This is a genomic window from Paenibacillus flagellatus (assembly GCF_003217775.1).
In the GTDB taxonomy this organism is placed as follows: Bacteria; Bacillota; Bacilli; order Paenibacillales; family NBRC-103111; genus Paenibacillus_AB; species Paenibacillus_AB flagellatus.
Genome location: NZ_QJVJ01000009.1, coordinates 100,547 through 125,677 on the forward strand (window position 1 = coordinate 100,547; position 25,131 = coordinate 125,677).

At 60.8% G+C, this 25,131-nt stretch carries 19 protein-coding genes and 1 riboswitch; of the genes, 12 read left to right on the forward strand and 7 right to left on the reverse strand.

Annotation, left to right across the window (positions count from 1 at the left end):
* The first annotated feature begins 113 nt into the window (after positions 1–113).
* The 5 genes from DLM86_RS20025 to DLM86_RS20045 all read left to right on the forward strand — a co-directional run bounded on the left by DLM86_RS20025 (position 114) and on the right by DLM86_RS20045 (position 11,432).
* On the forward strand, positions 114–7,697 hold the full coding sequence (locus DLM86_RS20025) for a fibronectin type III domain-containing protein (protein WP_158289582.1): 7,584 nt from the start codon (positions 114–116) through the stop codon (positions 7,695–7,697).
* A gap of 228 nt (positions 7,698–7,925) precedes the next feature.
* A complete protein-coding gene (locus DLM86_RS20030) occupies positions 7,926–8,369 on the forward strand; it encodes an SRPBCC family protein (protein WP_110841841.1) in 444 nt (147 codons plus the stop codon).
* A gap of 3 nt (positions 8,370–8,372) precedes the next feature.
* The gene (locus tag DLM86_RS20035) at positions 8,373–8,825 is read left to right on the forward strand and encodes an SRPBCC family protein (protein ID WP_110841842.1); all 453 of its coding nucleotides are present in this window, start codon (positions 8,373–8,375) and stop codon (positions 8,823–8,825) included.
* Between the two features lie 172 nt (positions 8,826–8,997).
* A complete protein-coding gene (locus DLM86_RS20040) occupies positions 8,998–9,765 on the forward strand; it encodes a YheC/YheD family protein (RefSeq protein WP_110841843.1) in 768 nt (255 codons plus the stop codon).
* Between the two features lie 191 nt (positions 9,766–9,956).
* Positions 9,957–11,432 carry a protein adenylyltransferase SelO gene (locus DLM86_RS20045; RefSeq protein WP_110841844.1) on the forward strand — a complete coding sequence of 492 codons (1,476 nt, stop codon included), beginning with the start codon at positions 9,957–9,959 and terminating at the stop codon, positions 11,430–11,432.
* Between the two features lie 68 nt (positions 11,433–11,500).
* On the opposite strand, the gene DLM86_RS20050 is transcribed toward DLM86_RS20045, so the two are convergent.
* Positions 11,501–11,953: an SRPBCC domain-containing protein gene (locus DLM86_RS20050; protein WP_110841845.1), complete on the reverse strand. Its 453-nt coding sequence runs from the start codon at positions 11,951–11,953 to the stop codon at positions 11,501–11,503.
* Positions 11,954–12,220: 267 nt separating this feature from the next.
* Between DLM86_RS20050 and DLM86_RS20055 the strand changes: the two genes are divergently transcribed.
* The 3 genes from DLM86_RS20055 to DLM86_RS20065 all read left to right on the forward strand — a co-directional run bounded on the left by DLM86_RS20055 (position 12,221) and on the right by DLM86_RS20065 (position 13,753).
* Positions 12,221–12,769 carry an NADPH-dependent FMN reductase gene (locus tag DLM86_RS20055; protein ID WP_110842069.1) on the forward strand — a complete coding sequence of 183 codons (549 nt, stop codon included), beginning with the start codon at positions 12,221–12,223 and terminating at the stop codon, positions 12,767–12,769.
* Between the two features lie 62 nt (positions 12,770–12,831).
* On the forward strand, positions 12,832–13,023 hold the full coding sequence (locus DLM86_RS20060) for a hypothetical protein (RefSeq protein WP_110841846.1): 192 nt from the start codon (positions 12,832–12,834) through the stop codon (positions 13,021–13,023).
* 121 nt (positions 13,024–13,144) lie between these two features.
* Positions 13,145–13,753 (forward strand): SET domain-containing protein, encoded by a 609-nt coding sequence (locus DLM86_RS20065; RefSeq protein ID WP_110841847.1) that lies wholly within the window; start codon positions 13,145–13,147, stop codon positions 13,751–13,753.
* Between the two features lie 106 nt (positions 13,754–13,859).
* Here the strand turns inward: DLM86_RS20065 and DLM86_RS20070 are convergent, their stop codons facing one another.
* The 4 genes from DLM86_RS20070 to DLM86_RS20085 all read right to left on the reverse strand — a co-directional run bounded on the left by DLM86_RS20070 (position 13,860) and on the right by DLM86_RS20085 (position 18,225).
* Positions 13,860–14,930 carry an LLM class flavin-dependent oxidoreductase gene (locus DLM86_RS20070; protein ID WP_425453985.1) on the reverse strand — a complete coding sequence of 357 codons (1,071 nt, stop codon included), beginning with the start codon at positions 14,928–14,930 and terminating at the stop codon, positions 13,860–13,862.
* Between the two features lie 104 nt (positions 14,931–15,034).
* Positions 15,035–16,009: a 2,3-diaminopropionate biosynthesis protein SbnB gene (locus tag DLM86_RS20075; protein ID WP_110841848.1), complete on the reverse strand. Its 975-nt coding sequence runs from the start codon at positions 16,007–16,009 to the stop codon at positions 15,035–15,037.
* 4 nt (positions 16,010–16,013) lie between these two features.
* A complete protein-coding gene (gene sbnA, locus DLM86_RS20080; RefSeq protein WP_110841849.1) occupies positions 16,014–16,991 on the reverse strand; it encodes a 2,3-diaminopropionate biosynthesis protein SbnA in 978 nt (325 codons plus the stop codon).
* Positions 16,981–18,225 carry a phenylacetate--CoA ligase family protein gene (locus DLM86_RS20085; protein WP_245954738.1) on the reverse strand — a complete coding sequence of 415 codons (1,245 nt, stop codon included), beginning with the start codon at positions 18,223–18,225 and terminating at the stop codon, positions 16,981–16,983. Before DLM86_RS20085 ends, sbnA begins: the two co-directional genes overlap by 11 nt.
* Before the next feature lie 195 nt (positions 18,226–18,420).
* Here DLM86_RS20085 and DLM86_RS20090 point away from each other — a divergent pair, with 195 nt between their 5' ends.
* The 4 genes from DLM86_RS20090 (at position 18,421) to DLM86_RS20105 (ending at position 22,825) form a co-directional block, all read left to right on the forward strand.
* Positions 18,421–19,221 carry a YheC/YheD family protein gene (locus DLM86_RS20090; RefSeq protein WP_110842072.1) on the forward strand — a complete coding sequence of 267 codons (801 nt, stop codon included), beginning with the start codon at positions 18,421–18,423 and terminating at the stop codon, positions 19,219–19,221.
* A gap of 131 nt (positions 19,222–19,352) precedes the next feature.
* Positions 19,353–20,594, forward strand: coding sequence for a DEAD/DEAH box helicase (locus DLM86_RS20095; RefSeq protein ID WP_110841850.1), 1,242 nt, complete (start codon positions 19,353–19,355; stop codon positions 20,592–20,594).
* A 96-nt stretch (positions 20,595–20,690) separates the two neighbouring features.
* Positions 20,691–20,794, forward strand: a riboswitch (purine riboswitch).
* A 130-nt stretch (positions 20,795–20,924) separates the two neighbouring features.
* The gene (locus DLM86_RS20100) at positions 20,925–21,533 is read left to right on the forward strand and encodes a xanthine phosphoribosyltransferase (protein ID WP_110841851.1); all 609 of its coding nucleotides are present in this window, start codon (positions 20,925–20,927) and stop codon (positions 21,531–21,533) included.
* A 2-nt stretch (positions 21,534–21,535) separates the two neighbouring features.
* Positions 21,536–22,825: a nucleobase:cation symporter-2 family protein gene (locus tag DLM86_RS20105; protein ID WP_110841852.1), complete on the forward strand. Its 1,290-nt coding sequence runs from the start codon at positions 21,536–21,538 to the stop codon at positions 22,823–22,825.
* A 69-nt stretch (positions 22,826–22,894) separates the two neighbouring features.
* On the opposite strand, the gene DLM86_RS20110 is transcribed toward DLM86_RS20105, so the two are convergent.
* Both DLM86_RS20110 and DLM86_RS20115 read right to left on the reverse strand, forming a co-directional pair.
* A complete protein-coding gene (locus DLM86_RS20110) occupies positions 22,895–24,154 on the reverse strand; it encodes a saccharopine dehydrogenase NADP-binding domain-containing protein (protein WP_110841853.1) in 1,260 nt (419 codons plus the stop codon).
* A gap of 160 nt (positions 24,155–24,314) precedes the next feature.
* A complete protein-coding gene (locus tag DLM86_RS20115) occupies positions 24,315–25,079 on the reverse strand; it encodes an SDR family oxidoreductase (protein ID WP_110841854.1) in 765 nt (254 codons plus the stop codon).
* Positions 25,080–25,131 lie beyond the last annotated feature (52 nt).

Genomic DNA, 25,131 nt, shown 5'->3' on the forward strand with positions numbered 1-25,131 from the left:
GGAGAAATAACGGACGCTACACGCGATGTAAGTTGAGCACGCTCTGTCGCAATGGGAATGACCATTCAACGGAAGGGAGTGTAAGGATGCTTAAGGTTTTCCGAAAATCAGGAGTGTCGTTACTTATCGCCAGCTTATTGTCCGCCACGTTCCTGGTTCCGTCCGGCTCCAAAGTTTATGCGGATTCGACGGAGACGAACGTCGCGCTCGGCCAGGCGACCGTGTCGACGAACGGTGTTGTCACGAATGCCGCATCTTTGAAGCTGCTTGTCGACGGAGACCGGCAAACGGGCGGCTACGCTTTGATCGATGCCTCGACCGGGCCCAAGTGGGTGCAGCTGGATCTGGGCGAACCGTTCGCCATCACGAAGGTGAACGTGCTGAATGATTACAACCCGACGGCGACGAGAACCGGTCGCGATATTATCGTTCAGCTGTCGAACGACCCCACGTTCGCCAACGGGGTATCCACCATTTTCAACAACGATACGGACAATACCGCCGGCCAAGGAGCCGGAACCGATTCCGCTTATCTGGAGCCGACAGACGGCAGCGGCAAGACGATTGCGCTCAGCTCTCCGATCACCGCCCGCTACGTCCGCTCGTGGGCGAACGGGCATACGCGCACGGCCGACGGATCGATTCAGAAGGTGAATACGCCGGTCGAACTCGAAGTATACACTGCAATCCCTGCTACGAACTCATCTCTTCCCATCAACGTCAACCTAACCGCAAGCAACGCTACCGTGAACAGCGCGACGCTCAGCTGGACCAGTCCGGGGCCGTCGTCGGTAACCGGCTATGACATTCGCTATTCGACTTCTCCGATTACAAGCGCCAACTGGGACAACGGGTTGGTCGTGAAACGCGTCATAGGCGAACCGGCTCCGGCCGCGGCATCATCCGCTCAGACGATGAAGGTGAAAGGCTTGCCGTCCGGGTCGACCGTATATTTCGCGATGAAAACGATCGGAACCGGCGGGCAAGTATCCAACCTGTCATCCGTCGCGAGCATCGCGACCATGCCGGTCGTGAATGTCGCTCTCGGCAAGCCGGTATCGACGAACGCCTCCTCGACAAGCGGCGAGCCGCTCTCCGCGCTGACGGACGGTGTGACGGCGAGAGACAAATACGTGCTCTACGGCGTGTCGGACGGACCCAAGTGGGCCCAGGTCGATCTGGGGCAGGCGTACGACGTCGCCCGGGTGAACATCCGCAACGATTGGGGCGTCAGCGGGGCGTACCGGACCGGCAAGGATCTGATCGTACAGCTGTCTAACGATCCGACCTTCGCCGGCGGCGTGACGACGATCTTCAACAATGACGGCGACAACAGCTCCGGGCTGGGCGCAGGCACCGATGAGGAATACGTCGAGCCCGGCGACGGCAGCGGCAAGGACATCCTGCTTGCCGACCCGGTAAACGCCCGTTATGTCCGGTATTGGGCGAACGGCCACGTCCGGGTCAACGGCCAGGTCAACACGGTCGATACGCCGGTCGAGATCGAGGTGTATGCGGACCCGCAGGACAACTCGCCGCCGGCGGCCGTCACGAATCTCTCCGTCACGAGAACGACCTGGCAGTCGGTCGATCTCAGCTGGACGGCGCCGGGCGACAACGGCAACACCGGCACGGCGCGCTCCTACGAATTCCGCCGGTCGACCTCGCCCATTACGGCGGCGAACTGGGGCAGCGCGACCGTCGTGACCGGACCGCCGGCCCCGCTGACGGCGGGGACGACGCAAACGTTTACGGTTGGCGGGCTGAGCCCGGGCACCACGTATTATTTTGCGATGAAGTCGAAGGATGTTGTCAACGAGTCGGCGCTTTCGAACGTCGTCAGCTCCACAACGCCCACAGCCGATACGGAAGCTCCGGCCGCCATTACCGACCTTCAGGTGTCGCAGGCGATGTTTCGTTCCGCCAAGCTGACCTGGACGGCGCCCGGCGATGACGGGACGATCGGGACGGCAGCCGGCTTCGAGGTGCGCTATTCCACCTCCCCGATTACAGCCGCGAACTGGGCGTCCGCTCAGCTCGTGGACGATAAAATGCCGCAGAAGGCATCCGGTTCGGCCATGGCCATGAAGGTGAAGGAGCTGACCGCGGGGACGACCTATTATTTTGCGGTGAAGACCAAGGATGCGTCCGGCAACATGTCGGGATTGTCCAATGTGGTCAGCGCCACGATCGGCACGCCGACTCCGGACGCCGTTACCGTCACCTCCTTGAGCGCCCTGCAGCAGGCGATCAACAACGCACCTGCGGGAGGCCGGGTCATTACGCTTGCGGCCGGCACGTATAACCAGACGACGACCATTCAGATCACCGGCAAGAACAACATCACGATCCAGGGCGCTACGCCGAACTACGGCGATACGATTCTGAAAGGGCCGGGCATCTCCAGCTCTTCCATGGATATCAACATCAAGGTCAATAATTCGGATTACGTCACCATCAAGAACATGACCATTCAAGATAGCTACTACCACGCCATCCAGATTAACGACGGCTCGAACTACTTCCATGCCGACCGTCTGAAGACGTGGGATAACGGAGAAGGCGGATTTAAAACGACCTTTGACGTGAACGGGATAAACGGTTACACGGATTACGGATTGATCGAGAATTCCTTGATCGGCTATACCGTCGGCGGCGCCCGGGGCGTCGTTGAAGGCGTCGACATTATCGCCGGCAAAGGGTGGGTCGTTCGAGGCAATACGTTCGAGAACGCCAAGAGGGCGGATGGCGGCGTTGCCTATGCCGTCTTCGCCAAAGCGAACTCCCTCGATACGATCATCGAGAACAACGTGGTCAAAAACAGCTTTATCGGCATTTCGTTCGGCGGCGGGGGCTCGGGCCAATCGTTTTTCCGCAACCAGGACACCACGTACGAGCATCGCGGGGGCATCATTCGCAACAACGTAGTATACGGCATGTTGGACACGGGCGTTTATCTGAACAAAGCGACCGGGTTCAAGGTATACAACAACACGATTCTGAACACCGGCAGCGGTGTAGGCTCCATCGAGCCGCGCTTCGCCGGGTCGAGCGGCGATATTCGCAACAACCTGCTCGGCGCTGCCGTCAAGCTGCGCGACAGCGCGACGGCGACGCAGAGCAACAACATAACCGGCGCGAACGCAAGCTGGCTTGTCGATCCGGAGCATGGGGACTATCACCTCCATCCGTTCTTCGGCACGGGCGCTCGCGATGTTGGCGCCGCATTGCCCGAGGTGCCGACCGATATGGATGGCCAAACCCGTCCTTACGGCAGCGCGCCGGATGTGGGCGCAGATGAGTTTGTTCCGAACGAAACGACGCCGCCCGCGGCTGTCTCCAACCTGGCGGCAAGCGCGGCGACCGCGCGCACGTTCCAGTTGGCGTGGAGCGCTCCGGGAGACGACGGCAATACGGGGACGGCGTATCTGTACGAAATACGCTATGCCAATGCTCCGATTACCGAAGCGAACTGGAGCAGCGCGCAGAAAGTCGAGCATTCCGTGCTTCCTGCGGCCCCCGGTACTGCGCAAGCGTTGACCGTGGTCGGCCCGACCGCCGGGACTACCGTCTATGCGGCGATGAAAACAGTCGACGATCAAGGAAACGTCTCTGCGTTGTCGAACGTCGTGTCCATCACGATGGCGGCCTCGTCCGCCACCGAGTTCAGCCCGGCGGACGACGTGCTGAATGCAAGCGGTACGATTTACCCCAACGGGCCGTCGCTTGGTATTCAGAACAACGGAAACAGCATCTATTTCAGCTATTTGCAGGGCAATTTCAACGGCTATTCGGGAAGCTCGGCCGAGCGCGCAACGCTGAAGCTATATACCGCCTCCAAGCCGGGCAAGACGATGAACCTTACGATTACCGGCCTTCAGGACAATTCTTGGACAGAGAGCACCGTCACTAGCTCGAACTTGCCGAGCGAGGCCGGAGCGGTCAATCTGGGCTTGCTCCCCGTCAGCGCGCCCGGCTGGTACGAATTCGACATCACGAACTTCGTGAACAGTCACATGGGCGACAAGAAGGTTTCGTTCAAATTGAGCGATCCTTTAAAACAAGCCATCCCTGTGTCCTTTAACAGCTCGGAGAATCCGTATAACAGACCGATTATCGTATTCAACGATACGGATGTGTGGGCGCCCGATGCGATCGCCAATCTGTCGGTCGGCGATCGTACGCTGAGCAGCGTGGAGCTGAAATGGACGGCGCCGGGCGACGACGGGAACGAGCGTACGGCAACCGAGTACGACGTGCGTTACGCGTCAACGCCGATTACGGAAGCGAATTGGAGCTCGGCCACTCCTGTCGTCGGGGAGCCTTCCCCGCAGGTAGCCGGCACGCAGCAGCAGTTTGCCGTGCTGGGGCTGACCCCGGGCGCGACCTACTACTTCGCGATGAAGACGCGCGATAACGCGAATAACGTATCGGGCCTCTCCAACGTAGTCCGGGTCGATATGGAGTCGACGATCAACGTGGCCAAGAATAAATCGGTCACGTCGAACGGAACGGTTTCGAACGGGAAGCCGCTATCGATCTTGACCGACGGGGTAACGGCCCGCGATCAGTATGCGCTGATCGGCGTATCGAGCGGTCCGAAATGGGTTCAAGTCGATCTGGGCCAGGCCTACGGCATAAAAAAGATCAACATTCGCAACGACTGGGGCGCAAGCCCGGATACGTACCGGACCGGACGCGACCACGTCGTCCAAGTGTCGAACGACCCGGCATTCGCGACAGGCGTGACAACGGTGTTCAACAACGACCAAGACAACAGCTCCGGACTCGGGATCGGAACCGATGCCGAATATCAGGAGCCGGCTGATGGGTCGGGCAAGACGATAACGCTTCCGACGACGATCAATGCCCGCTACGTACGCTTCTCGGCGAACGGGCACGTACGGGTGAGCGGTCAGGTCAACTTGGTGAATACACCTGTGGAAATCGAGGTGTATGCCGATCCGGGCGACAGCGTCGCTCCCGCCGCGGTCACGAATTTGTCCGGCAGCCAGACGACCTGGAAATCGACGAAGCTGAGCTGGACCGCACCGGGCGACGACGGCAACGTAGGAACGGCGGCTGCCTATGATATCCGCTATCATACGGCCCCGATTACCGTGAACAACTGGAACGATGCGACGCAGCTGACGAACGAGCCGCAGCCGCAAGCCGCCGGCACCGTTCAGACGCTTGCCGTGTCCGGTCTGACGCCGGGGACCACTTACTATTTCGCCATGCGCACCCTGGACGAGGCGGCCAACATTTCGGCCATTTCGAACGTATGGTCGGTGACGACGCCGGTATCCGATCCCACGCCCCCTGCCGCGATTGCCAATCTGCAGGTAAGCGCGCCGAACATCCGCAGCGTTCAGCTGACTTGGACCGCTCCGGGCAATGACGGTACGGTGGGCAAGGCTGCGGGCTACGACGTCCGTTATTCGACGTCCCCGATCACCGAGGCGAACTGGGCTTCGGCTACGCAAGCGGAGGATGAGCTTGCGCAGAAGGATCCGGGCTCGGCGATGAAATTCCAGGTCAATCAGCTTACGACGGGCGTAACGTATTACTTCGCTGTCAAAACGTACGATGACGCCGGCAACTATTCGGCTCTGTCGAACGTCGTGTCGGCTACGACCGTTACCCCTGTACCGGATGCCGTGACCGTCACATCACTGGCACAGCTCCAGCAGGCGATCGACAACGCGCCGGCCAGCGGACGGGTCATTACGCTCGCTGCAGGCACGTACAATCAAACGACTACGATCTCGATCAACGGCAAAAACAATATTACGATTCAAGGGGCGACGACGGACTACAACGATACCGTCGTGGCCGGCCCGGGCATCAACAACTCGTCGCTCGACATCAATTTCAAGGTGAACGATTCGGACTACGTCACCTTCAAGCATATGACGATTCGCGACTCGTACTATCATTCGATTCAGGTGAACAGCGGCTCGGACTACTTCCACGCCGACCATCTCAAGACGTGGGATAACGGCGAAGGGGGCTTCAAGTCGACTTCGGGCGGAAGTCCGGAGCTGCCTTACGCGGATTACGGGCGGATCGAGAATTCGCTGATCGGCTACACGACAACCGGACAGCGCGGCGTCGTGGAAGGGATCGACCTGGTCGCTTCGAAAGGATGGGTCATCCGCGGCAATACGTTCCAGAACGCCAAGGGCTTGAATAACGAGGTAGCCTACGCGTTCTTCGCCAAGGGCAACTCGATGGATACGATCGTGGAGAACAACGTGTTCCTGAACAGCTTTATCGCCATGTCGTTCGGCGGCGGAGGCACCGGGCCAACCTTGTTCCGGAACGGCGACACGACCTATGAACACCGCGGAGGCATCATGCGCAACAACGTCGTGTACGGTACGTTGGATGCGGCGGTTTACATGAACAAGGCGAACGGCTTCAAGGTGTACAACAACACGATGCTTGGCATCGCGCCGACCGTGAACGTGGGCGGCGTCGAATCCCGCTTCGCGGGCAGCAGCGGCGACATCCGCAACAACTTGATGGATAAGGCTGTCAAGCTTCGCGACGGAGGTACCGCAACATTCAGCAACAACATCACGAGCGCTTCGGCTAGCTGGGTCATGAATGCGGTCGGCGGCAATTTCCATCTGAATCCTTCCACCGCGCAAGCTGCGATCGATGCTGGCTACTCGCTGCCGATCGACGTCCCGACCGACATGGACGGTCAGCAGCGTCCGACTGGCGCCGGCTACGATATCGGCGCCGACGAGATCGGCACGAGCACCGCTCTGCAAGCGCCGACCAGCGTAACGGCCAGCGTCTACAACGGTGCGGTTCAGCTGAGCTGGAATGGCTCCGCCGGGGCGACGAGCTACAGCATCAAGCGTGCGACGGTCAGCGGCGGCCCGTATACGTCACTGGCGACGGGAATCGCTACGAATGCCTACACGGACACTTCCGTTACGGCCGGCTCGACTTATTCCTACGTCGTCGCGGCTGTGAACGCGAACGGCTCGAGCCCGGATTCGGCTGCAGCATCCGTCACCGTGCCCCAGCCGGCGCCGTCGGGCGTCACGGCGACGGGGGGCAACGGCTCCGTTACCGTCAGCTGGACGGCTTCGAGCGGCGCGACCGGCTACAACGTAAAGCGAAGCGCGGTCAACGGCGGTCCATACACGACGATCGCGCCGAGCGTGACGACGGCCACGTATACCGATCTGTCCGTGACGAACGGGACCACGTATTATTACGTCGTCAGCTCCGTTACATCCGGAGTCGAGAGTGCGGACTCCCCGCAAGTGTCGGCCACTCCGACCAGCGGCGCCGCATTGAGCCGCACGGGCTGGACGGCGACAGGCTCATCCGTGGCGGAGTCGCCGGCCAACGCCATCGACAACAATCCCGGGACCCGATGGTCCACGTACAAAAACCAGGTTCCGGGACTTTACTGGCAAGTGAACATGGGGTCGCCCCAGACGTTCAACAAGATCTCGCTCACTCCCAGAGGGGGCGAATACCCGGCCGCCTGCGAGGTTTATGTGTCCTCCGACGGGATCAACTGGGGCAATGCAATCGCATCGGGAACGGGGTCGAGCTCGGTTCTGTACATGACGTTCCCCGTGCAAACCGCACAATACATCAAGGTCGTACTGACGGCGTCGAAATCGGCATGGTGGAGCATCTATGATTTCTACGCGTATGAACCGTAAACGAGGATAGGCATTCGAACCGCCGGTATTAGCCTGAACAGCTGATCCGGCGGTTTGTTTCGTTGTGCGTTTCGCCGGTTGAGGCAAGAGCTTGGGGGACGCGCTTAAAGATGGTAAGATATTCCGGATTTCGCTTGCACGTTACGTAACGTCATGTTCTACAATGAGGCTACCGGTTATCTTGCAAGTGCTTGAAAAGACAATCGGAGAGCGAAGGAGGAATATTCTATGAACGAACGATTCGTCAAGCATGCAACCTTCGTCGTCGAACGGATTTATGCCGTTTCGCCGAAGCGGGTGTATCGCGCCTGGGCCGACCCGGTTGCGAAAGCCAAATGGTTTTCGAAAGCGGACGTCTTCGACTTTCGCGTAGGCGGACGGGAATCGAGCAGCGGCGGGCCGCCGGGAGGGCCGAGCTTTGTTTTCGAGGCCAGTTACCTGGAGGTGGTCCCCGATCACCGCATCGTCTATGCGTATACCCTGGATTCGGACGGCAAGCGCCTTTCGGTCTCGCTTACGACGGTCGAGCTGCTCGAAGTGGAGGGCGGCACGAAGCTTATTTTTACGGAGCAAGGCGTCTTCCTCGACGGGCTCGATACGCCGGAAATCCGGGAGCATGGGACGAATGAGATGCTGGACGCGCTGGGGCGGTCGTTGGAAGGGGAGGCATGAGCCGTGATTGCCAACCCCAATGAACTGGTTGCCGTCCGCGAGTTCGACGCGCCGCGGGAGCTCGTCTTTCAAGCATGGACAACCCCCGACTGGCTGGCTCGATGGTGGGGGCCGAAGGGCTTCGCGAATACGTTTCACGAGTGCGACATTCGTCCGGGGGGCATGTGGCGGTACACGATGCACGGGCCGGACGGGACGGATTATCCCAACCTGAGCGCCTTCGTCGAGATCGTGCCGCCGGAGCGGGTCGTGCTGGACCATCTGTCGGGGCACGAATTCCGGGTAACGGCTATTTTAGAGGATATCGAAGGCCGTACCCGGGTTACGTTCCGCCAGCAGTTCAAGAAAACGGACGAGTTCGAACAAGCCAAGCCCTACTGCATGGAAGGGAACGAACAAAATTTGGAACGGCTTGGCCGGCTGTTGGCCGAACGGATTCCCAGCAATAACGGATGACGGAACCAAAGGATGAGGCGGTCTGCGGACGGTCTCTTTTCTTTTTGAAAAGCGCGCGGTATCGATCGACGGCTCCGGAGAAGGGCCGGTTCAAATGACACCGGGAATTCGCCGTTCCTTTTCTCGCTTAGGGAAAGTATTCTATCCCGAATGACGTTAAGGAGATGATCGCATGCCTAGGAGAGGCAGTGGCAGCTTGTCCGTCAAGAACAAGTGGACGAAGACGAAATGGTTGCTGTCGGACAGCGGATTGCGGCGATTCGTTCCCGAGACGAAGCCGTTTACCCGTAACTCGCTGAATGGGATGACCGCGCGGTACAAGATGGTGTACTTCAAACCGACGACCGGTACGGGAGGGGGCGGAATCGCGCGAATCGACCGAACGGGCGCCGGGAAGTTCCGGGTGAAGAAGGATGCACGCACGTTCGAGGCATCATCTACCGCCTCGCTGTTCGGTCTGTTGCAAAAAATCGCCCGCGGTCGAAGCTATCTGCTTCAGAAGGGGATTTATTTGCAATCTTCCGGCGGCAGACCGTTCGACTTGCGGATGACGATGCAAAAAGCGGAAGGAGGCCGGTGGGTGCCCTCCACCATGTTCGTCAAGCTGGGGAAGCGAAACAAGGTCGTCACGAACTATCATCAAGGGGGCAAGCTGGAGCTCGTGGGGCAGACGTTGTCGAGAGCCGGGTACAGCCCGGCTCAAATCGAGCATTACAAGCGGCGGCTGAAGGAGCTGGGCATGCAGACGGCCCGCTGCTTCGATCGTCGCAGCCCTCGGTTCAGGGAGCTCGGCCTTGATGTGGCCCTCGATCGCAACGGGCGGCTGTGGATTTTGGAGGTCAACACCCGGCCGAACTTCAGCGCGTTGAAGTCGCTCGCCGACAAGAGCTTGTATCGCACCATGGTTCGATACGGCAAGATGTACGGAAGGACGAGGTAACAGGAAATCCGCAGCGGCGGACAGCCGAACGCCGCTTTCCGAAATGGCCGGTACCGGAACGGCGAAACGGCAGCGGACGGGAATGGCATAGCCCTTCGGCGGCATAAGCGCGTATAATAAAAAAAGGGATGGTTTTGTTCCACGTGAAAAGAATAAACTAACGATACAAATACGATTGACAAGGAGCTACAATGACCGACAAAACGGCAATTGTAACAATCGGATGGAACTTCGATAACAGCTATGCGCGTCTGCCGAAGTCGTTTTTCACCGAACTGAGCCCGACCCCGGTGCGGGCGCCTCGGCTTGTCGTCCTGAACGACCGGCTGGCCGCTTCTCTGGGGCTGAACGCCCAGGCGCTGCGGAGCGAGGAGGGCGTGGAGACGCTGGCCGGCAACCGCGTACCCGATGGAGCCCGGCCGCTTGCGCAAGCCTATGCGGGGCACCAGTTCGGGTATTTCAACATGTTGGGGGACGGCCGGGCGCTGCTGCTGGGCGAACAGATCACCCCCCAGGGCGAGCGGTTCGATATTCAGCTGAAGGGTCCGGGACGCACGCCGTATTCTCGTCGGGGGGACGGCCGGGCGGCGCTCGGGCCGATGCTGCGCGAGTACATCATCAGCGAAGCGATGCAAGCGCTCGGCATCCCGACTACCCGGAGCCTGGCGGTCGTCTCGACCGGGGAGCCCGTCTTCCGCGAAACCGAGCTGCCCGGCGCCGTCCTGACCCGCGTGGCCGCCAGTCATCTCCGCGTCGGTACGTTCCAATACGCGGCTGCCTGGGGTTCGGCCGAGGATCTCCGGGCGTTGGCCGATTACACGCTCCAGAGACATTATCCCGAAGCGGACGTATCCGGCAACCGCTATCTGGCTCTTCTCCAAGGGGTGATCGAGCGTCAGGCCGCGCTGATCGCGAAATGGCAGCTTGTCGGCTTTATTCACGGGGTGATGAATACCGACAACATGGCGCTGAGCGGCGAAACGATCGACTACGGTCCTTGCGCCTTCATGGACGTTTACGATCCGGCGACGGTATTCAGCTCCATCGATACGCAGGGGCGTTACGCCTACGGCAATCAGCCGCGGATCGCGGCTTGGAACTTGGCCCGATTCGCCGAGGCGCTGCTGCCGCTGCTCCATGACGACGAGGAGCAGGCCGTCAAGCTGGCCGAAGAGGCGATTGCCGGCTTTACCGACCTGTACCGCCGCCATTGGCTTACGGGGATGAGAGCGAAGCTGGGGATGGCGAACGAAGAGCCGGAGGACGAAGCGCTGATCGAAGACCTGCTCGGCATGATGCAGAAGCTCGGGGCGGATTATACGAACACGTTCCGCGCCTTGACGTTCGATCGGCCGGAGGAGACGGCGTTATCGGGCACGACGGAATTCGCGCAATGGCAGGAGCGGTGGAAGGCGAGACTGGGCAGGCAGCAAGAGCCGGAAGGCGCCGCGCACGAACGGATGCGAAGCTCCAATCCCGCGGTCATTCCTCGCAACCACCGGGTGGAGGAAGCGCTGGAGGCGGCGGTGAACGAAGGGGACTACGGCGTGATGGAGCGGCTGCTCGGCGTTCTGGCGAGCCCTTTCGCGCATACTCCCGAACAAGCGGAATATGCCTCCCCTCCCGAGCCGTCGGCTTGTCGGTACCGGACGTTTTGCGGGACATGACCTCAAAGAAAACGAAGAGCCTTTGATCGACCCGCGAGTCGACCGGAGGCTCTTTTCCATGAGGCGGCTTAATCGCCGGCCAGCGTCGTTCCGGTTTCCAGCAGCGTCTTCAACCCCGAAAGAATGATCGGCAAGCCGTTCTCGAGAATCTTGGCCGAGTTGACGGCCTGCCCGCTCTCGTCATGGACGACGGTGACGAGGGTGACGCCCGCAAGCTCGGCGTGCGAATCGATCTCCCACGTCAGGCGCGACGGGGCGTCGCCGGCCGCCTCCGGAAATGAAACGTACCGCCAGCTCATCGCCAGCTTATGCGGAGGATCGAAAGCGAGAATGGTGCCTTCCACCCGCTTCTCGCCGTCTTGGCTCCACAGCTCGAACGGGGCGTCGATCCCCCAAGTGGATCGGATGGAGCAATTGAACCAGAACTTCGACGTCTTCGCCGGGTCGGTGATCGCCTGCCACACCTGCTCGGGCGTCGCCTTTATGGCGATTCGGTGGACTTGCGAGGGTTTGTTCTCCATGTTCGTATCACGCTCCCTTAACGTTTAAAATGCCGTTTTTAGGCAAACTTTCGCTAGCTTTGAACGACTTCGTTGTCCGATTCGGCACCTCCTCTACCGAAAGGGACTATTTTTTTTCGCCGCTTGACGTGTTACCTGGTGGTAACGTATTATAAGGCTATAAGAGGTGTCCATTTAGTAACATATTAACACCTCGACTCCTGTTTGTCAGCCGGCGGCATGCAGGTGCACGAATAACGAGAGCGAAAGGTGATGACCGTCATGAACATGAACATAACCCTGATCGCAGGCAGCAACCGTACAGACGCTGCAAGCACGAACGTTCTTCGCTATATTGAACGCTTGTTGAACGCGCGGCGAATCGCGGTTTCGTTCCTCGATTTGCGGGAGATGCCGCTGCCGTTCTTCTCGCCCGGTGCCGAATCGCTTGACCCGAACGTCCGGTCGCTGCAGCAATCGGTCGCAAATGCGGACGGCTTGATCTTGGCTACCCCCGAATACCACGGCTCGGTGTCAGGCTTATTAAAGAACGCTTTGGATTACTTGAACGGAACGCATGTCGGAGGGAAGCCGGTGCTGTCCGTAAGCGCCGCAGGCGGTCCGACGGGGGTCGGCTCGCTGACGCATCTGCAAAGCATCGTTCGCAACTTGCACGGGATTAACTGTCCGGAGTGGATTTCCGTCGGTTACGGGACGAACGGCTTCGGACCGGACGGCGCACCGTCGGACGAGGGGACGAGGCAGCGAATCGAGACGGCGCTCGCCAATTTGCTGGACTTGACCCGGACGCTCGCGCTCAAGGCCGAAACCGTCTAAGCAGCCGTATTTTTTTTGAACAAAAGGTGACTTGTAAGTAACATTTTTTCGGAGGAGAAGTCATGAGTACGCTGGAACAACGAAATGCGGAAACGGTCCGCACGTTTATCGAAGCGTTATGGAACAAGGGAGAGCTGGAGGTCGCCGGGCCGTTTTTCGCTCCTTCCATCGGGGAAGCTTTCACGGACCGGAGCTACGAATTGGGCGACATGCTGGCTCAAGGGGAAAAGGTTACGGCGACCGGGATTCGTTGAATCGGATATCCGGGCCTTCCCCGGAAAGGCGGATACGCCGCTCCTTTTGGGGTGGTGTCTGAAACTCTCTACCAATGGAATGAATACAATATTTCATTCCACTAGGAGAGGAGACGGGCCCATGATCCATCCGGACACGGAGCTTCGCTTTATTAGCGACGAGATCGGCGTTGGGGTAGTCGCGACCAGATTGATCCCGAAAGGAACGATCGTATGGATAGCGGATGAACTGGATATCGTACTGAAAGAGGATTTCGTGGACAGCTTGGATGAGGTTCGCCAGAAAGTCGTCTATAAATACTCCTATCTGAATGAAGACGGCGATTATGTCATCAATTGGGACCATTCCCGCTACATGAACCATAGCTTTCGTCCGAACTGCATCGATACGGTATTCGATTTCGAACTGGCGGTCCGGGATATATTGCCCGGCGAGCAGCTTACGTGCGATTACGGCATAATGGGCGAGGATGAAGAGTTCGAATGCTTGCCCGAAGAAGGAACGAACCGAACGAGGGTGAAAGCGGACGACTACTTGCACCGATACCCGCTATGGGACGAATGGGCGCGGGAGGCGTTTCGGCATTTCCATGCCGTCGAACAGCCGCTCAAGCATTTGATCAAGGACGAATATATCGATGAGGTGAACGCCGTTGCCGCGGGACTTCGGCCGCTGCCCTCGATTCTCACTCTGTTTACCGAGGACCCGGAGGACGAAGACGAAGCGTAACCCGATCGTCCGCATTCGAGGATGCCGGTGCGGCGAATAAAAAGAATAGAACGGCCCGGCTGCGATGCGGCGGGGCCGTTCGATCTATCGGGGGCGGAAGGGGCGCTTATTCCGCCGCTTCAAGCCGCGCCAGCTCCTTGTGCACGAGCGGGGCGACCTTCGTGCCGAGCAGCTCGATGGCGCGCAGCACATCGCGATGCGGCATCGTGCCGACGTTGACGTGCAGGAAGAAGCGGGTGACCCCCAAGTTTCGGCGCAGCAGCACGATCTTCTCCGCGACGAACTCCGGATCGCCGACGTACAGGGCGCCCCGGAGGCTGCGTGCGGCGTCGAACGCGCTGCGGTCGTAAGGCGGCCATCCCCGCTCTCGCCCGATGACGTTCATCTGGGCTTGCGTGGACGGGAAGAACAGATCGGCCGCCTGCTCGGTCGTCTCCCCGACGAAGCCGTGCGAATGCGTCGCGATCGGCAGCTTGTCCGGGTCGTGCCCGGCTCTTGCGGCCGCTTCCTTGTACAGACGGACGAGCGGGGCGAATCGCTCGGGCATGCCGCCGATAATCGCGAAGGCGATCGGCAGGCCGAGCGTCCCGGCGCGGACGGCGGACTCGGGATTGCCGCCGCTTGCGATCCAGACCGGAAGCGGGTCCTGCACGGGACGGGGGTAAACCCCGAGGTTGCGGATGGCGGGACGGTGGCCGCCGCGCCATGACACCTTCTCCGAGGCGCGGATCGCAAGCAGCAGCTCCAGCTTCTCCTCGAACAGCTCGTCGTAATCGTCCAAGCTGTAGCCGAACAGGGGGAACGACTCGATGAACGACCCTCGGCCGGCCATGATTTCGGCCCGCCCGTTCGAAAGGCCGTCCAGCGTGGAGAACGATTGGAAGACGCGCACCGGGTCGTCCGATGACAATACGGTGACGGCGCTCGTCAGCCGGATGCGCTTGGTGACGGAAGCCGCCGCCGCGAGAACGACGGCGGGCGCGGTGCCCGCATAATCCGCCCGATGATGCTCCCCGATACCGTACACGTCCAGGCCGACCTGATCGGCCAAGACGATCTCCTCGACCGCGCGGCGCAGCCGCTCGGCGTGGCTGACGCGCTCCCCCGTCACCGGGTCGGGGGTTGCTTCCAAAAACGTACTGATTCCGATTTCCATGCGGCTTGCCGGTTCGGGCATATCGAATTCGCCTCCTTAAACATTACCTCCAGTTTACTCATTTTTTTAAGGTTTCTCAAATTAAGTAAGCTGGGGCGGAGGAGAGGCCCGTGTTCGACGTCCCGTTAGACGCCGGCCTCCAGTCGCATGCCCTTGCCGAGTCTCGACGCTTCCCGCCCGTAATGAGCGGCCACGGCGATATCGAAGGTGGCGAGACCCATCGGGTTGAAGAAAACGGGTTCGTCCCGGCCGAAGGCGGACAATTCGTCACGGCATACAATATCCGCCAACGTCAGGACGTCGGACCGCCGCAAGCCGTAAAGGAGATGCAGACGCTCCACGTCCGTGTTCTCCCGGCACACCTCCGTCCAATCGTCGACGACGATGGCCCGCACGCCCGCCACGCTATCCGGCATGTAGTCCCGCAGCGACACGTTGAGCAGCAGCGCTCCTTCCGGCGGCGTCTCGTCGATATAGCGTTCCGCGGCTACGGTGCATGTGGCGACGATGTCGGAGCCCCGGTATGCCGGCCTCCAATCGTCGGCGATCCGCGTCTTCGCCCGGACGGCTTCGGGGACCGTGTCGGGATCGACGGGCTGCAAGTCGTACAAGGTCACGCGCTCCAGCCGATCCCCCCATAGGGCGGCGCACATGTCAAGGTGGGTGCGCCCGATCGGTCCCCACCCGATGATGCCGATCCGCAGCTTGCCGGTCGGTCTGGCGGCGAGATATGCCCGCATCATCGCTCCGCTGACGGCGGCCGTCCGCAGCCCGTTCAGCAGCCCGCTGCGAAAGAAAGCGGTAGGCTCGCCGGTATCGGGATCGTTCAGAACGATCGTATTGTGGGCGCGGGGGAGGCCGATCAGCCGATTGTGCGGAAAGCTGGCGATCCACTTGATGCCCGATGCGCCGATATCGCCTCCGACGTAGGCCGGCATCGCGATGATCCGGTTCGCCGGCTCGCGAAACCGCAAATACGGCTTCAACGGACGGACGCAATCGCCCTTGTCCTCGAGCCGGACGACCTCCTCGACGATGCCGGTCAGCTTCCGCCAATCGATGCCGATCTCCCGGATATGGCCGTCGTGCAAATAGATCATCTGCTTAGCCTCCATTCCCGGCATTCGGGTCCGAGCCGAGCTCGCGCCGCACCCAGTCGTCGTCGTATACGGTGTCCAGGTACCGTTCGCCGCGGTCCGGCATAATCGCCGCGCAGACCGCTCCAGCCGGGAGAAGTCCGGCCATGGCGCGTACGGCGGCGACGACGCCTCCGGAGGAGGCGCCGGCCAAAATCGACTCGTACCGGACCAAATCGCGGCACCCCCGCACGCAGTCCCAATCGGAAACGTGCACGACATGATCCGCAACGTCGGGCCGGTACAGGGCGGGCGTCACGCCGGCGCCGAGTCCGGGGAACTTCCGCGGACCCTTCGCCGCGCCGAAAATGACGCTTCCGGCGGCGTCCACGGCCACGATCTTCGTGGACCAGCGCCGGGAACGGATATATTCCATGCAGCCGCGTATCGTGCCGCACGAGCTGACGCCGCAAAACAAATAGTCGATCTCCCCCAGCCGGTCGCCGATCTCCTTCATGGTTGTCTCCGCATGGGCCCGGCTATTGTCCGGATTCCCGTATTGATTCGTCCAATACGCTTTCGGCAGCTGAAGGAGCAGCTCGCGAACCCGGCGAATCCGCGCCGGCAAAAATTCGCCGGTTTCCGGGTCCGGCGTCTCCACCATGTCGATTTCCCCGTGGAAGCTGCGGATGATCCGCTTATGCTGCTCCGTCGTGCGGGGATCCACGACGCAGATGAACCGGAGCCCCGCATACCGGCACAATTGGGCGAGGCTGATCGCCAAGTTGCCCGAGCTCGATTCGATGACGACGGTGTCGCTCTCGATGTCGCCGCGCCGTATCGCTTCGCGAAGCATGAACAAGGCGGGCCGGTCTTTGGAGCTGCCGCCCGGATTCATCCATTCGAGCTTGCCGTAGACGCGAAACGGTGCCTCGCCGAACAGCCGCTTGAGCCAAACGAGAGGCGTGCCGCCGATCGCTTCCGCAATTCCGCTTTCAAGGTTCAAGGCGATCCCTTCTCCGCTCGTATACGATTTTTTTATGCTTGATGGCCCCGCCGGGATCGCCGTCCTCGACGGCTCCCCCGGTGACGCGGATGCCGTCCAGCATACCGGATCGGATCATCGCGCCGATTTCCGGGATACGGTTTTCCAAATCGCGCCGAATCGCATTCCGATCCGCCTCGGCGACAGCCGGGCCGTCGATATGGACGCGAAGCGCGTTGTCCGCCATGCTCACCCGGATGTCGGCCTCGGTCAGATGGCGGTAGACGACATTTTCGATATCGTAGATGCTGATCTTCTCGCCGTGCTTCAAGTCCGGACCGATTCGCTTCGATAAGCACCGGAAGCTGGGCCGGAGGACGCCGTCCACCGCAATCGGGCGAAGATCGCGGACGACGTCGTACGTGACGTACCGCACGGCGGGGAACGCCTCCCTTACGGCGGACGTCAGGACGAGCACCCGCTCCTCCTCGTCGGAAAGCGGCTCCAGCCGTTCGCCGGTCTCCTCCGGCCGTATCCCTTCCGCTACGAGGTCGTCCGCCAATAAGTACCGCCCATGCTCGTGGGAGAAATAGGCGATCGTGCCGATCTCGATGGAGCCGTACGTATCGGTAATCCGCTCCGGGCCGATGCCCAGCGATCGGGCGGCCCGTTCGATCCAGGCGGGGGCAGCCGTCTCGCCGACCAGCACCACATGACGGATGCCGTACGCCTGCGGATCGGCGGACTTGAGCAATATTCGGTTCAAAATGGACGGCATCGTATAGAGCACCTCGGGCTTGAACCGCTCCAGCCGCTCGAGATGCCGCTCGATCGGCAGCCGGAACGAGACCGACTCGGCTTCCATGCCGAGACGGCGAAACACGTCCAGGGCGGTTGCCTCGGCGTGTCCCGTGCCCAGATCGGCCATCGCCGTCCGGTAGCCGGAATCGCCGAGAATCGCCCGGAATACGTCCGTCTTGATCCGCAAATAGTGCGCCTCGTCCGACTCCGAATAATAGATCGATTTGCGCAAGCCGGAGCTTGTGCCGGACGTTTGGTACCGATGCACGCCGCTTCGCGTCGCGAGCGGATTGTCCTCGGTGTAATAATGCGCTTCCAGCACGGAAGCGGTCATAAGCGGCATTCGTTCCAACGCCGCGTCCGTCGCGCCTTCCGCTTCGAGTCGATGCCGGTACCACGGCAAGTACGTCCGCATCCGGCCGATCGCTTGCTCCAGCTTCGCGTGGAGACTCATAGGCTTTCTTCTCCTCGTCCTGTCATGGTTCGTTCCGATTCCGGATCCGTTACCGTGATTTACCATATGCGGCCCGTCTTATCCAAGTTCCGCCGGGTCACTCGGGATTCCCGGATTCCTGCAGAACGTTCCTCACCTTCTGGAACGTCACATCGTATGATGGAGAAAAAACAGTACGGAAAGAAGGAAACGGGGATGCCAAACAGCCCGAACGCCGTGTCGAGCAAACTGGTCAAAACGCGGCTGCTGGTCCGGGACCGGGAGCTGTCCCGGCATGTGCCGGACACTCGCGAGTTCGCGAGACGCGTCTTGGCGGAGATGCTGGATCGGTACGGTCTCGTCTACTTGAAGCCGGATACGGGCTCGCTGGGCGTCGGGGTGATGCGGATCGAGAAGCGCGGCCGCGAATACCGCTGCCAAAGCGGGGTGAATATGTTCGCGTTCCGTTCCGTTTCAGGGATGTTCGGGTTCGTCCGGAGCCGAATGGGCGGCCGGCGCTATCTCATTCAGCAAGGGATCCGGACGTTGACCCGCGAGGGCCGGCCGTTCGATTTCCGCGTCATGATCCAGAAAAATCCGTCGCGCCGATGGGAGCCGACCGGTACGGTCGGCCGCGTCGCCCGTCCGCGGAAGGCGGTCACGAACGGGAGCCAGGGAGGCACGATATTCCGCGCCGTCGACCTGCTCCGGCCGTTCGCAAGAGCGGACGGGGCGGATAAGGCGGTGCTCCGCAGGATGGACCGGCTCGCCCGGCGGACTGCCGCACGCTTCGGACGCGCCTATCCCGCCATGAACGAGCTCGGCCTGGATATCGCCGTCGATCGCCGCCTGTACCCGTGGATTTTGGAAGTGAACACTCGCCCCGATCCGTGCCCGTTCACGAAGCTGGACGACAACAGCGCCATCCGCAAAATCGTCGCCTACGGGAGGGCGTACGGCCGAAAGTACGAGCTGACCTGCTCGCGCGCGAAAAAGGCGCCGAAGCCCGACCGATAGAGCGCCCCGGCGGTTCGGATCCGAATTTTGCTATCCCGTCCGCGCGGCGCCGGGATGTATTTTCGCGAAAATCTGTTATACTCCTAGTAGCCGATGAACTTGATCGCGATCAACGAACCGAAGGAGACTATATGACGTTCCAAGACTTGAATATCGTTCCCCCGATTTTGAAAGCTCTCGCCAAAGAAAACTACACGGCGCCGACGCCGATCCAGGAGCAGGCCATTCCGGCGGTGCTGGCCGGACGGGATTTGTTCGGCTGCGCGCAGACGGGGACGGGGAAGACGGCCGCATTCGCGATCCCGATCATCCAGCTGCTGAGCGGACAAGCCGTCCCGCCGAACGCGAAGCGCCGCATTCGTTCCTTGATCCTGACGCCGACCCGCGAGCTTGCGATCCAGATTTACGACAATATGACCGCGTACGGGCAATTTACGAACTTGCGCTGCTCCGTCATCGTGGGCGGGGTATCGCAAAAGGCGCAGGAGTCCTCGCTTGCGCAAGGAGCCGATATCGTGATCGCCACCCCGGGGCGGCTCATCGACCTGATGAACCAGAACGTGGTCGATTTGCGGCACGTGCAGATCGTCGTGCTCGACGAAGCCGACCGGATGCTGGACATGGGCTTCATCCACGACATGAAAAAAATTATGGCCAAGCTGCCGGAGCGGAGGCAGACGCTGTTCTTCTCCGCCACGATGCCGCCGGAAATCGCCAAGCTGGTCCAATCGCTGCTGACGAACCCGGTGAAGGTGGAGATTACGCCGGTCTCGTCGACCGTCGATCGGATCGAGCAGTCCGTCTATCTGGTCGATAAGGAGAACAAGCTGCAGCTGCTCATCCATCTGCTGCAGGATCCGGCCATCGAATCGGCGCTCGTCTTCACGCGGACGAAGCATGGGGCGGATCGCGTCGCGCGCGGCCTGACGAAGGCGCGCATCACCGCTCAAGCCATTCACGGGGACAAATCGCAGAACGCCCGTCAGACGGCGCTGAACAATTTCAAGAGCGGCGTCACGAGGGTATTGGTCGCGACGGATATCGCGGCGAGGGGAATCGACATCGAGGAGCTCTCCCACGTGGTCAACTTCAACCTCCCGAACATTCCGGAGACGTACGTGCACCGGATCGGCCGGACCGGACGGGCGGGGCATAGCGGAGTCGCGATCTCGTTCTGCGAGACGGAGGAGCTGCCGTATCTGAAGGATATCGAGAAATTGATCAAGAAGACGGTTCCGCAAGTGGCCGATCACCCGTTCCCGATGACGGGCGTCGTCGCCGCGGCCCCGGCCAAGCCGTCCAAGCCGCCCGCGCCGGCGCAAGCAAGGACGCAACCGAAGCCCCAGCAGCGGCAAGCGGGGAGAAGACGGTGACGTCTTCCCGTCATCGCCCGGACGAGCCGGACGCGGCCGCTTGCAGCGCCATAAAAATTGCCTCTTGAAACGGTCCGGCAGACTGTGTACGATAGACGAGATATCTTTCATAAGACTCATATAATATTGGGGATATGGCCCAAAAGTTTCTACCGGACGACCAACGGAATCGTCCGACTATGAGTGAGAGCGAGCGCACCGAACCGATCGGTGCGGCAGACGCGTTTTCGTGTACGCCATAAGGGGTAACCGGAGGGACAAGCTCACTTGAGGAAACGGCTCAAGGGGGCTTGTCTTTTGTCTAATCAGAAAAAGGAGCGGCAGACGATCATGGACATGCTAAAGCAGCGCATACGCCAGGAAGGGCAAATATTGTCCGACAAGGTGCTGAAGGTCGATTCGTTTTTGAACCATCAAGTGGATACGGAGCTGGCGCTCGCGATCGGGCGGGAATTCGCCCGCCTGTTCGCCGACAAGCCGGTGACGAAGGTGCTCACCGTCGAAGCGAGCGGCATCCAGTTCGCGATGGCGACGGGGATCGCGCTCGGCGTCCCGTTCCTGTATGCGAAGAAGAAAAAGGCGGTCACGCTGGCCGAGAACGTCTACTCGGCGCCGGTTCATTCGTTTACGCGGCAAGAGACGTACCAGATCAGCATTTCGCAAAAGTATTTGGGTCCGGCCGACAAGGTGCTCATCGTCGACGACTTCCTGGCGACGGGAGCCGCGTTGGCGGGGCTCGTGCAGATCGTGCGGGAAGCCGGTGCGGAGCTGGCGGGCGTAGGCTGCGTCGTCGAGAAAAGCTTCCAGGAAGGCCGAGGGCTGCTGGAGGGGATGGGCGTCCGCGTCCATTCGCTGGCCCGGATCGCCTCGATGGCGCCCGGTGAAGTTCATTTCATGGACGACGAACGGACCGTCCAACCGATCGGGGAGACCAAGTAACGATGCTGAGCAAACAAAGGGTACTGACGTTAGGCTTCCAGCACGTCATGGCGATGTATGCGGGTGCGGTCATCGTCCCGCTCATCGTCGGCGGGGCGCTCAAGCTGACCGCTGCGCAAATCGCCTATTTGATCGCGGCCGACCTGTTCACGTGCGGAATCGCCACCATTTTGCAGGTCATGGGAAGCCGGTATTTCGGCAGCGGGCTGCCCGTCATTCTCGGATGCACGTTCACGGCGGTCGGGCCGATTATCGCGATCGCCTCCGCGTCCAATCTCGCCACGGCGTATGGCGCCGTTATCGTGTCGGGCTTGTTCGTCGTCTTGTTCGCGCCGTTGTACGGGAAAATGCTGAAGTTTTTCCCGACGGTCGTGACCGGAACGGTGGTGACGATTATCGGTCTGTCACTCATCCCGGTCGCGATGAACAATGCGGCGGGCGGCCAAGGCAGCGCCGATTTCGGGGAGCCGCGCAACTTGCTGCTCGCTCTCGGCACGCTTGTCGTCATCCTGATCGTGAATCGGGTGGCGACCGGATTTCTCCGCTCGATCTCCGTGCTCGTCGGGCTGGCTGTCGGGACGGTCGCCGGGTATGCGATGGGCATCGTGCATTTCTCGGCCGTAGCGGAGGCGTCCTGGTTCAATATGGTGCAGCCGTTTTATTTCGGCTTTCCCCAGATCAGCGTTACGGCCGTCTTGACGATGATTCTGGTCAATATCGTCAGCATGGTCGAGTCGACGGGCGTCTACTTCGCCGTCGGGAAGGCGACGGACCGGAAGGTCGAGCCGAAGCAAATCGTGAGCGGCCTCCGGTCGGAAGGCGTCGCGATCATGCTGGGCGGCATATTCAACGCGTTTCCGTATACCGCCTTCTCGCAAAACGTCGGGCTGATCTCGCTCACGCGCGTCAAAACCCGGGACGTCATCTTCGCGGCCGGGGGCATCATGGTCGTCTTGGGGCTGCTGCCGAAGCTGGCGGCGCTGACGACGGTCATTCCGAACGCTGTGCTCGGCGGCGCGATGATCGTCATGTTCGGGTCGGTGGCGGCGTCCGGCATCTCGATCTTGTCCGAGGTCGACCTGCGCAAGGACGGCAACCTGCTGACCGTCGCGTGCGGCATCGCGGTCGGCTTGGGATCGGCGACGCTGCCGCAAATGTTCGACAAGCTGCCCGACTATGCCAAGATGCTGCTGCAAAACGGTATCGTGACCGGTTCGCTGACCGCCATTTTGCTTCACCTGCTGTTATCCCGGTCCAAGGACGCGGCGCCCGCTGCCGATCCCGGCCCGTAACCGAATCTTCACGGCTCCCGCGTAGGCGCGCGGGGGCCGTTTTCGTAGCGACCGGCCGGCGGACGTCCTTCAGAACGGTTTCAGCCGCTGCAGCAGCAAGCCGTCCGTTCCGGCGTTTTCTCCGGTGACGAACCGCTCCAGGTAGCGGGAGACGTATTCTCCGTACGAGCTGTCGGTGGCGGCCAGCAATTCGTCGACGAAGAACAGACCGGTCTCCAAATCGTCCAGCAGCAGGGTGCATATTGCGCCGTAGACGCCGCAAGCGACCTGAAAATACGTTGCGTTGACGCCGTACTTTGCGTATATCGTCCGGGTCTCCAGCGTGTTGTACATATACCGTTCCTTGTCTTCGTAGACGACGAGAACACCGACCGTATCTTCGCCCTCCAATTCGTCCTCCGCCGGGTCGAGCGTCCGGTGCTCCCAGTCCCACAGCGCATTCGGCTGATCCAGGTTGGCGCGAAGCAGATCGATCATGTAATCCTGCACTTTGTAAATGAACCCCGTCTCGAGGCCGTACAGCCTCCCCAGCGTCAGCACTTCCTCGTGCGGCATCAGCGCTCCGTAAAACTGCAGGTCGCCCAGCGTCACCTTGAACGCTTGCCCGTACGCCGGAGCGTACAAGACGAGCGGCACGCGGCGCTGTACCAGCATCGGGTAGTTCAGGAGCGCTTCGTCCAAGAAGCATTCGGGGGACCAGGAGGAGTAGATGGTGTTCGGCTTCGCCCGCTTGGGATCTTTGAAAAACGTGCTGTCGGTTTCGACGATGTAGCAGGCGAGAGGGGGACGATCGGAAGGCTCGCTCAGCAGCGTATGGGCCATCCATTGGACGACGCCGGGATTCATCCCGGAGCAGACGATCCCTTTCACGCGGGTGAAGCGGTGCCGGTTGTTCTCGAACATGCGGTACCTCTCCAGCAGCGTGAAGCCTTCCAGCTCCTCGTTGTCATCCACCTCGACGATTTCCAACGCCGTATTCGTGTACGCGATGCCGAGCTCGTCGCAGAGGGCGATCATGTCGACCGTATCGGCCCAGGACAGATCGATGACAAGCGACGTCCCGGTATCGGCCAGGTGGGCGCGGACCCGGTCGAGCTCCAGCAGGTCGAATTGATGGAGGACGAACCGGCCTTTCAAATTCGGCGCGATTCGGCCGTACTCGTCGAGCTTCTTCGGCTTGCGGTCGATCAGATGAATCTCGGCCCTGTTCAGGAAGGGGTGAAGCGGATCGGTCGGGTCGGCCGCCGCTTTGTTCAGCAGGGACAGGACGGCTTTGGCGACACCGCCGCCGCTGCCCAGAACGGATACGATTAAAGGTCGATTCTCCAAGCTATCATCTCCTTTTTCGTACTCTATTCGTTCCGAAGCGGCGATGCTTGTACGTTTGAACTTGATAGACGGCAGAGATTATAGAATGGGGGAAAACGATAGAAAAAAGGACTCGGCCGATTCGATCGGTAGAGTCCTTTTACGGCGAAGCCACGTTCGGTTACAAGTGCGAGCCGCCGGTCGCGTCGACCATCTGCGCCGTTACCCACCTGCCGTCGGGGGAGGCGAGAAACGCGACGACATCGGCGATATCGGCGGGCTGCCCGACCCGGCCGAACACCGACATGTCCGAGGCATGGCGGGTGCCTTCGGGGGTATGCAGCCACGAGGCGTTGACGTCCGTGTCGACGATGCCCGGCAGGACGGCGTTTACCGTAATGCCGCGCGGCCCGAGCAGCTTCGCGAGATGAAGCGTGAACGTATTGAGGGCGCCCTTGGTCACATTATAGGCCATCAGATGCGGGTAAGCGATGCGAGTCACGCCGGACGAAATATTGACGATACGCCCTTCGTCCCGCAGAAGCGGCAACGCTTGCCGGACGAGGAAGAATGGGGCCTTGACGTTGACGGCGAGCAGCTCGTCGAATGATTCCTCCGTCGTCTCCTCGAACGTCTTCGACGTGCCGATTCCGGCGTTATTGACCAAAATATCGAACCGGTTGTCGCCGGTCCGGCGGGTAAGCTCCTCCTCGAAGGTCCGGACCAACCGGTCTACGCCGTCGACGGATTTCAGATCGGCGCCGACGGCGAACGCCCGCCCGCCGCGATCCTCGATGGCGCGGACGACATCCTCCGCCGCGGAGCGTGCGCTGCCGTAATGGACGGCGACGCTCGCTCCCTCCTCCGCAAGGCGCAACGCGATGCCCTTGCCGATCCCTCTGCTTCCGCCCGTAACCAGGGCGATTTTTCCTTCCAACCGTTTCATTCTCCATCACTCCCTTGTCGTCTATACCCCCACTTTAAACGCTCCCGTTAAG

Coding starts and splice junctions, on each gene's coding strand:
- DLM86_RS20030 (WP_110841841.1), top strand. CDS start 7,926: ATGAACGAACGATTCGTCAAGCATGCAACCTTCGTCGTCGAACGGATT.
- DLM86_RS20075 (WP_110841848.1), bottom strand. CDS start 16,009: ATGATCTATTTGCACGACGGCCATATCCGGGAGATCGGCATCGATTGG.
- DLM86_RS20090 (WP_110842072.1), top strand. CDS start 18,421: ATGCCAAACAGCCCGAACGCCGTGTCGAGCAAACTGGTCAAAACGCGG.
- DLM86_RS20105 (WP_110841852.1), top strand. CDS start 21,536: ATGCTGAGCAAACAAAGGGTACTGACGTTAGGCTTCCAGCACGTCATG.
- DLM86_RS20100 (WP_110841851.1), top strand. CDS start 20,925: ATGGACATGCTAAAGCAGCGCATACGCCAGGAAGGGCAAATATTGTCC.
- DLM86_RS20085 (WP_245954738.1), bottom strand. CDS start 18,225: ATGAGTCTCCACGCGAAGCTGGAGCAAGCGATCGGCCGGATGCGGACG.
- DLM86_RS20065 (WP_110841847.1), top strand. CDS start 13,145: ATGATCCATCCGGACACGGAGCTTCGCTTTATTAGCGACGAGATCGGC.
- DLM86_RS20060 (WP_110841846.1), top strand. CDS start 12,832: ATGAGTACGCTGGAACAACGAAATGCGGAAACGGTCCGCACGTTTATC.
- DLM86_RS20040 (WP_110841843.1), top strand. CDS start 8,998: ATGCCTAGGAGAGGCAGTGGCAGCTTGTCCGTCAAGAACAAGTGGACG.
- DLM86_RS20045 (WP_110841844.1), top strand. CDS start 9,957: ATGACCGACAAAACGGCAATTGTAACAATCGGATGGAACTTCGATAAC.
- DLM86_RS20055 (WP_110842069.1), top strand. CDS start 12,221: ATGAACATAACCCTGATCGCAGGCAGCAACCGTACAGACGCTGCAAGC.
- DLM86_RS20050 (WP_110841845.1), bottom strand. CDS start 11,953: ATGGAGAACAAACCCTCGCAAGTCCACCGAATCGCCATAAAGGCGACG.
- DLM86_RS20115 (WP_110841854.1), bottom strand. CDS start 25,079: ATGAAACGGTTGGAAGGAAAAATCGCCCTGGTTACGGGCGGAAGCAGA.
- DLM86_RS20095 (WP_110841850.1), top strand. CDS start 19,353: ATGACGTTCCAAGACTTGAATATCGTTCCCCCGATTTTGAAAGCTCTC.
- DLM86_RS20070 (WP_425453985.1), bottom strand. CDS start 14,930: ATGCCCGAACCGGCAAGCCGCATGGAAATCGGAATCAGTACGTTTTTG.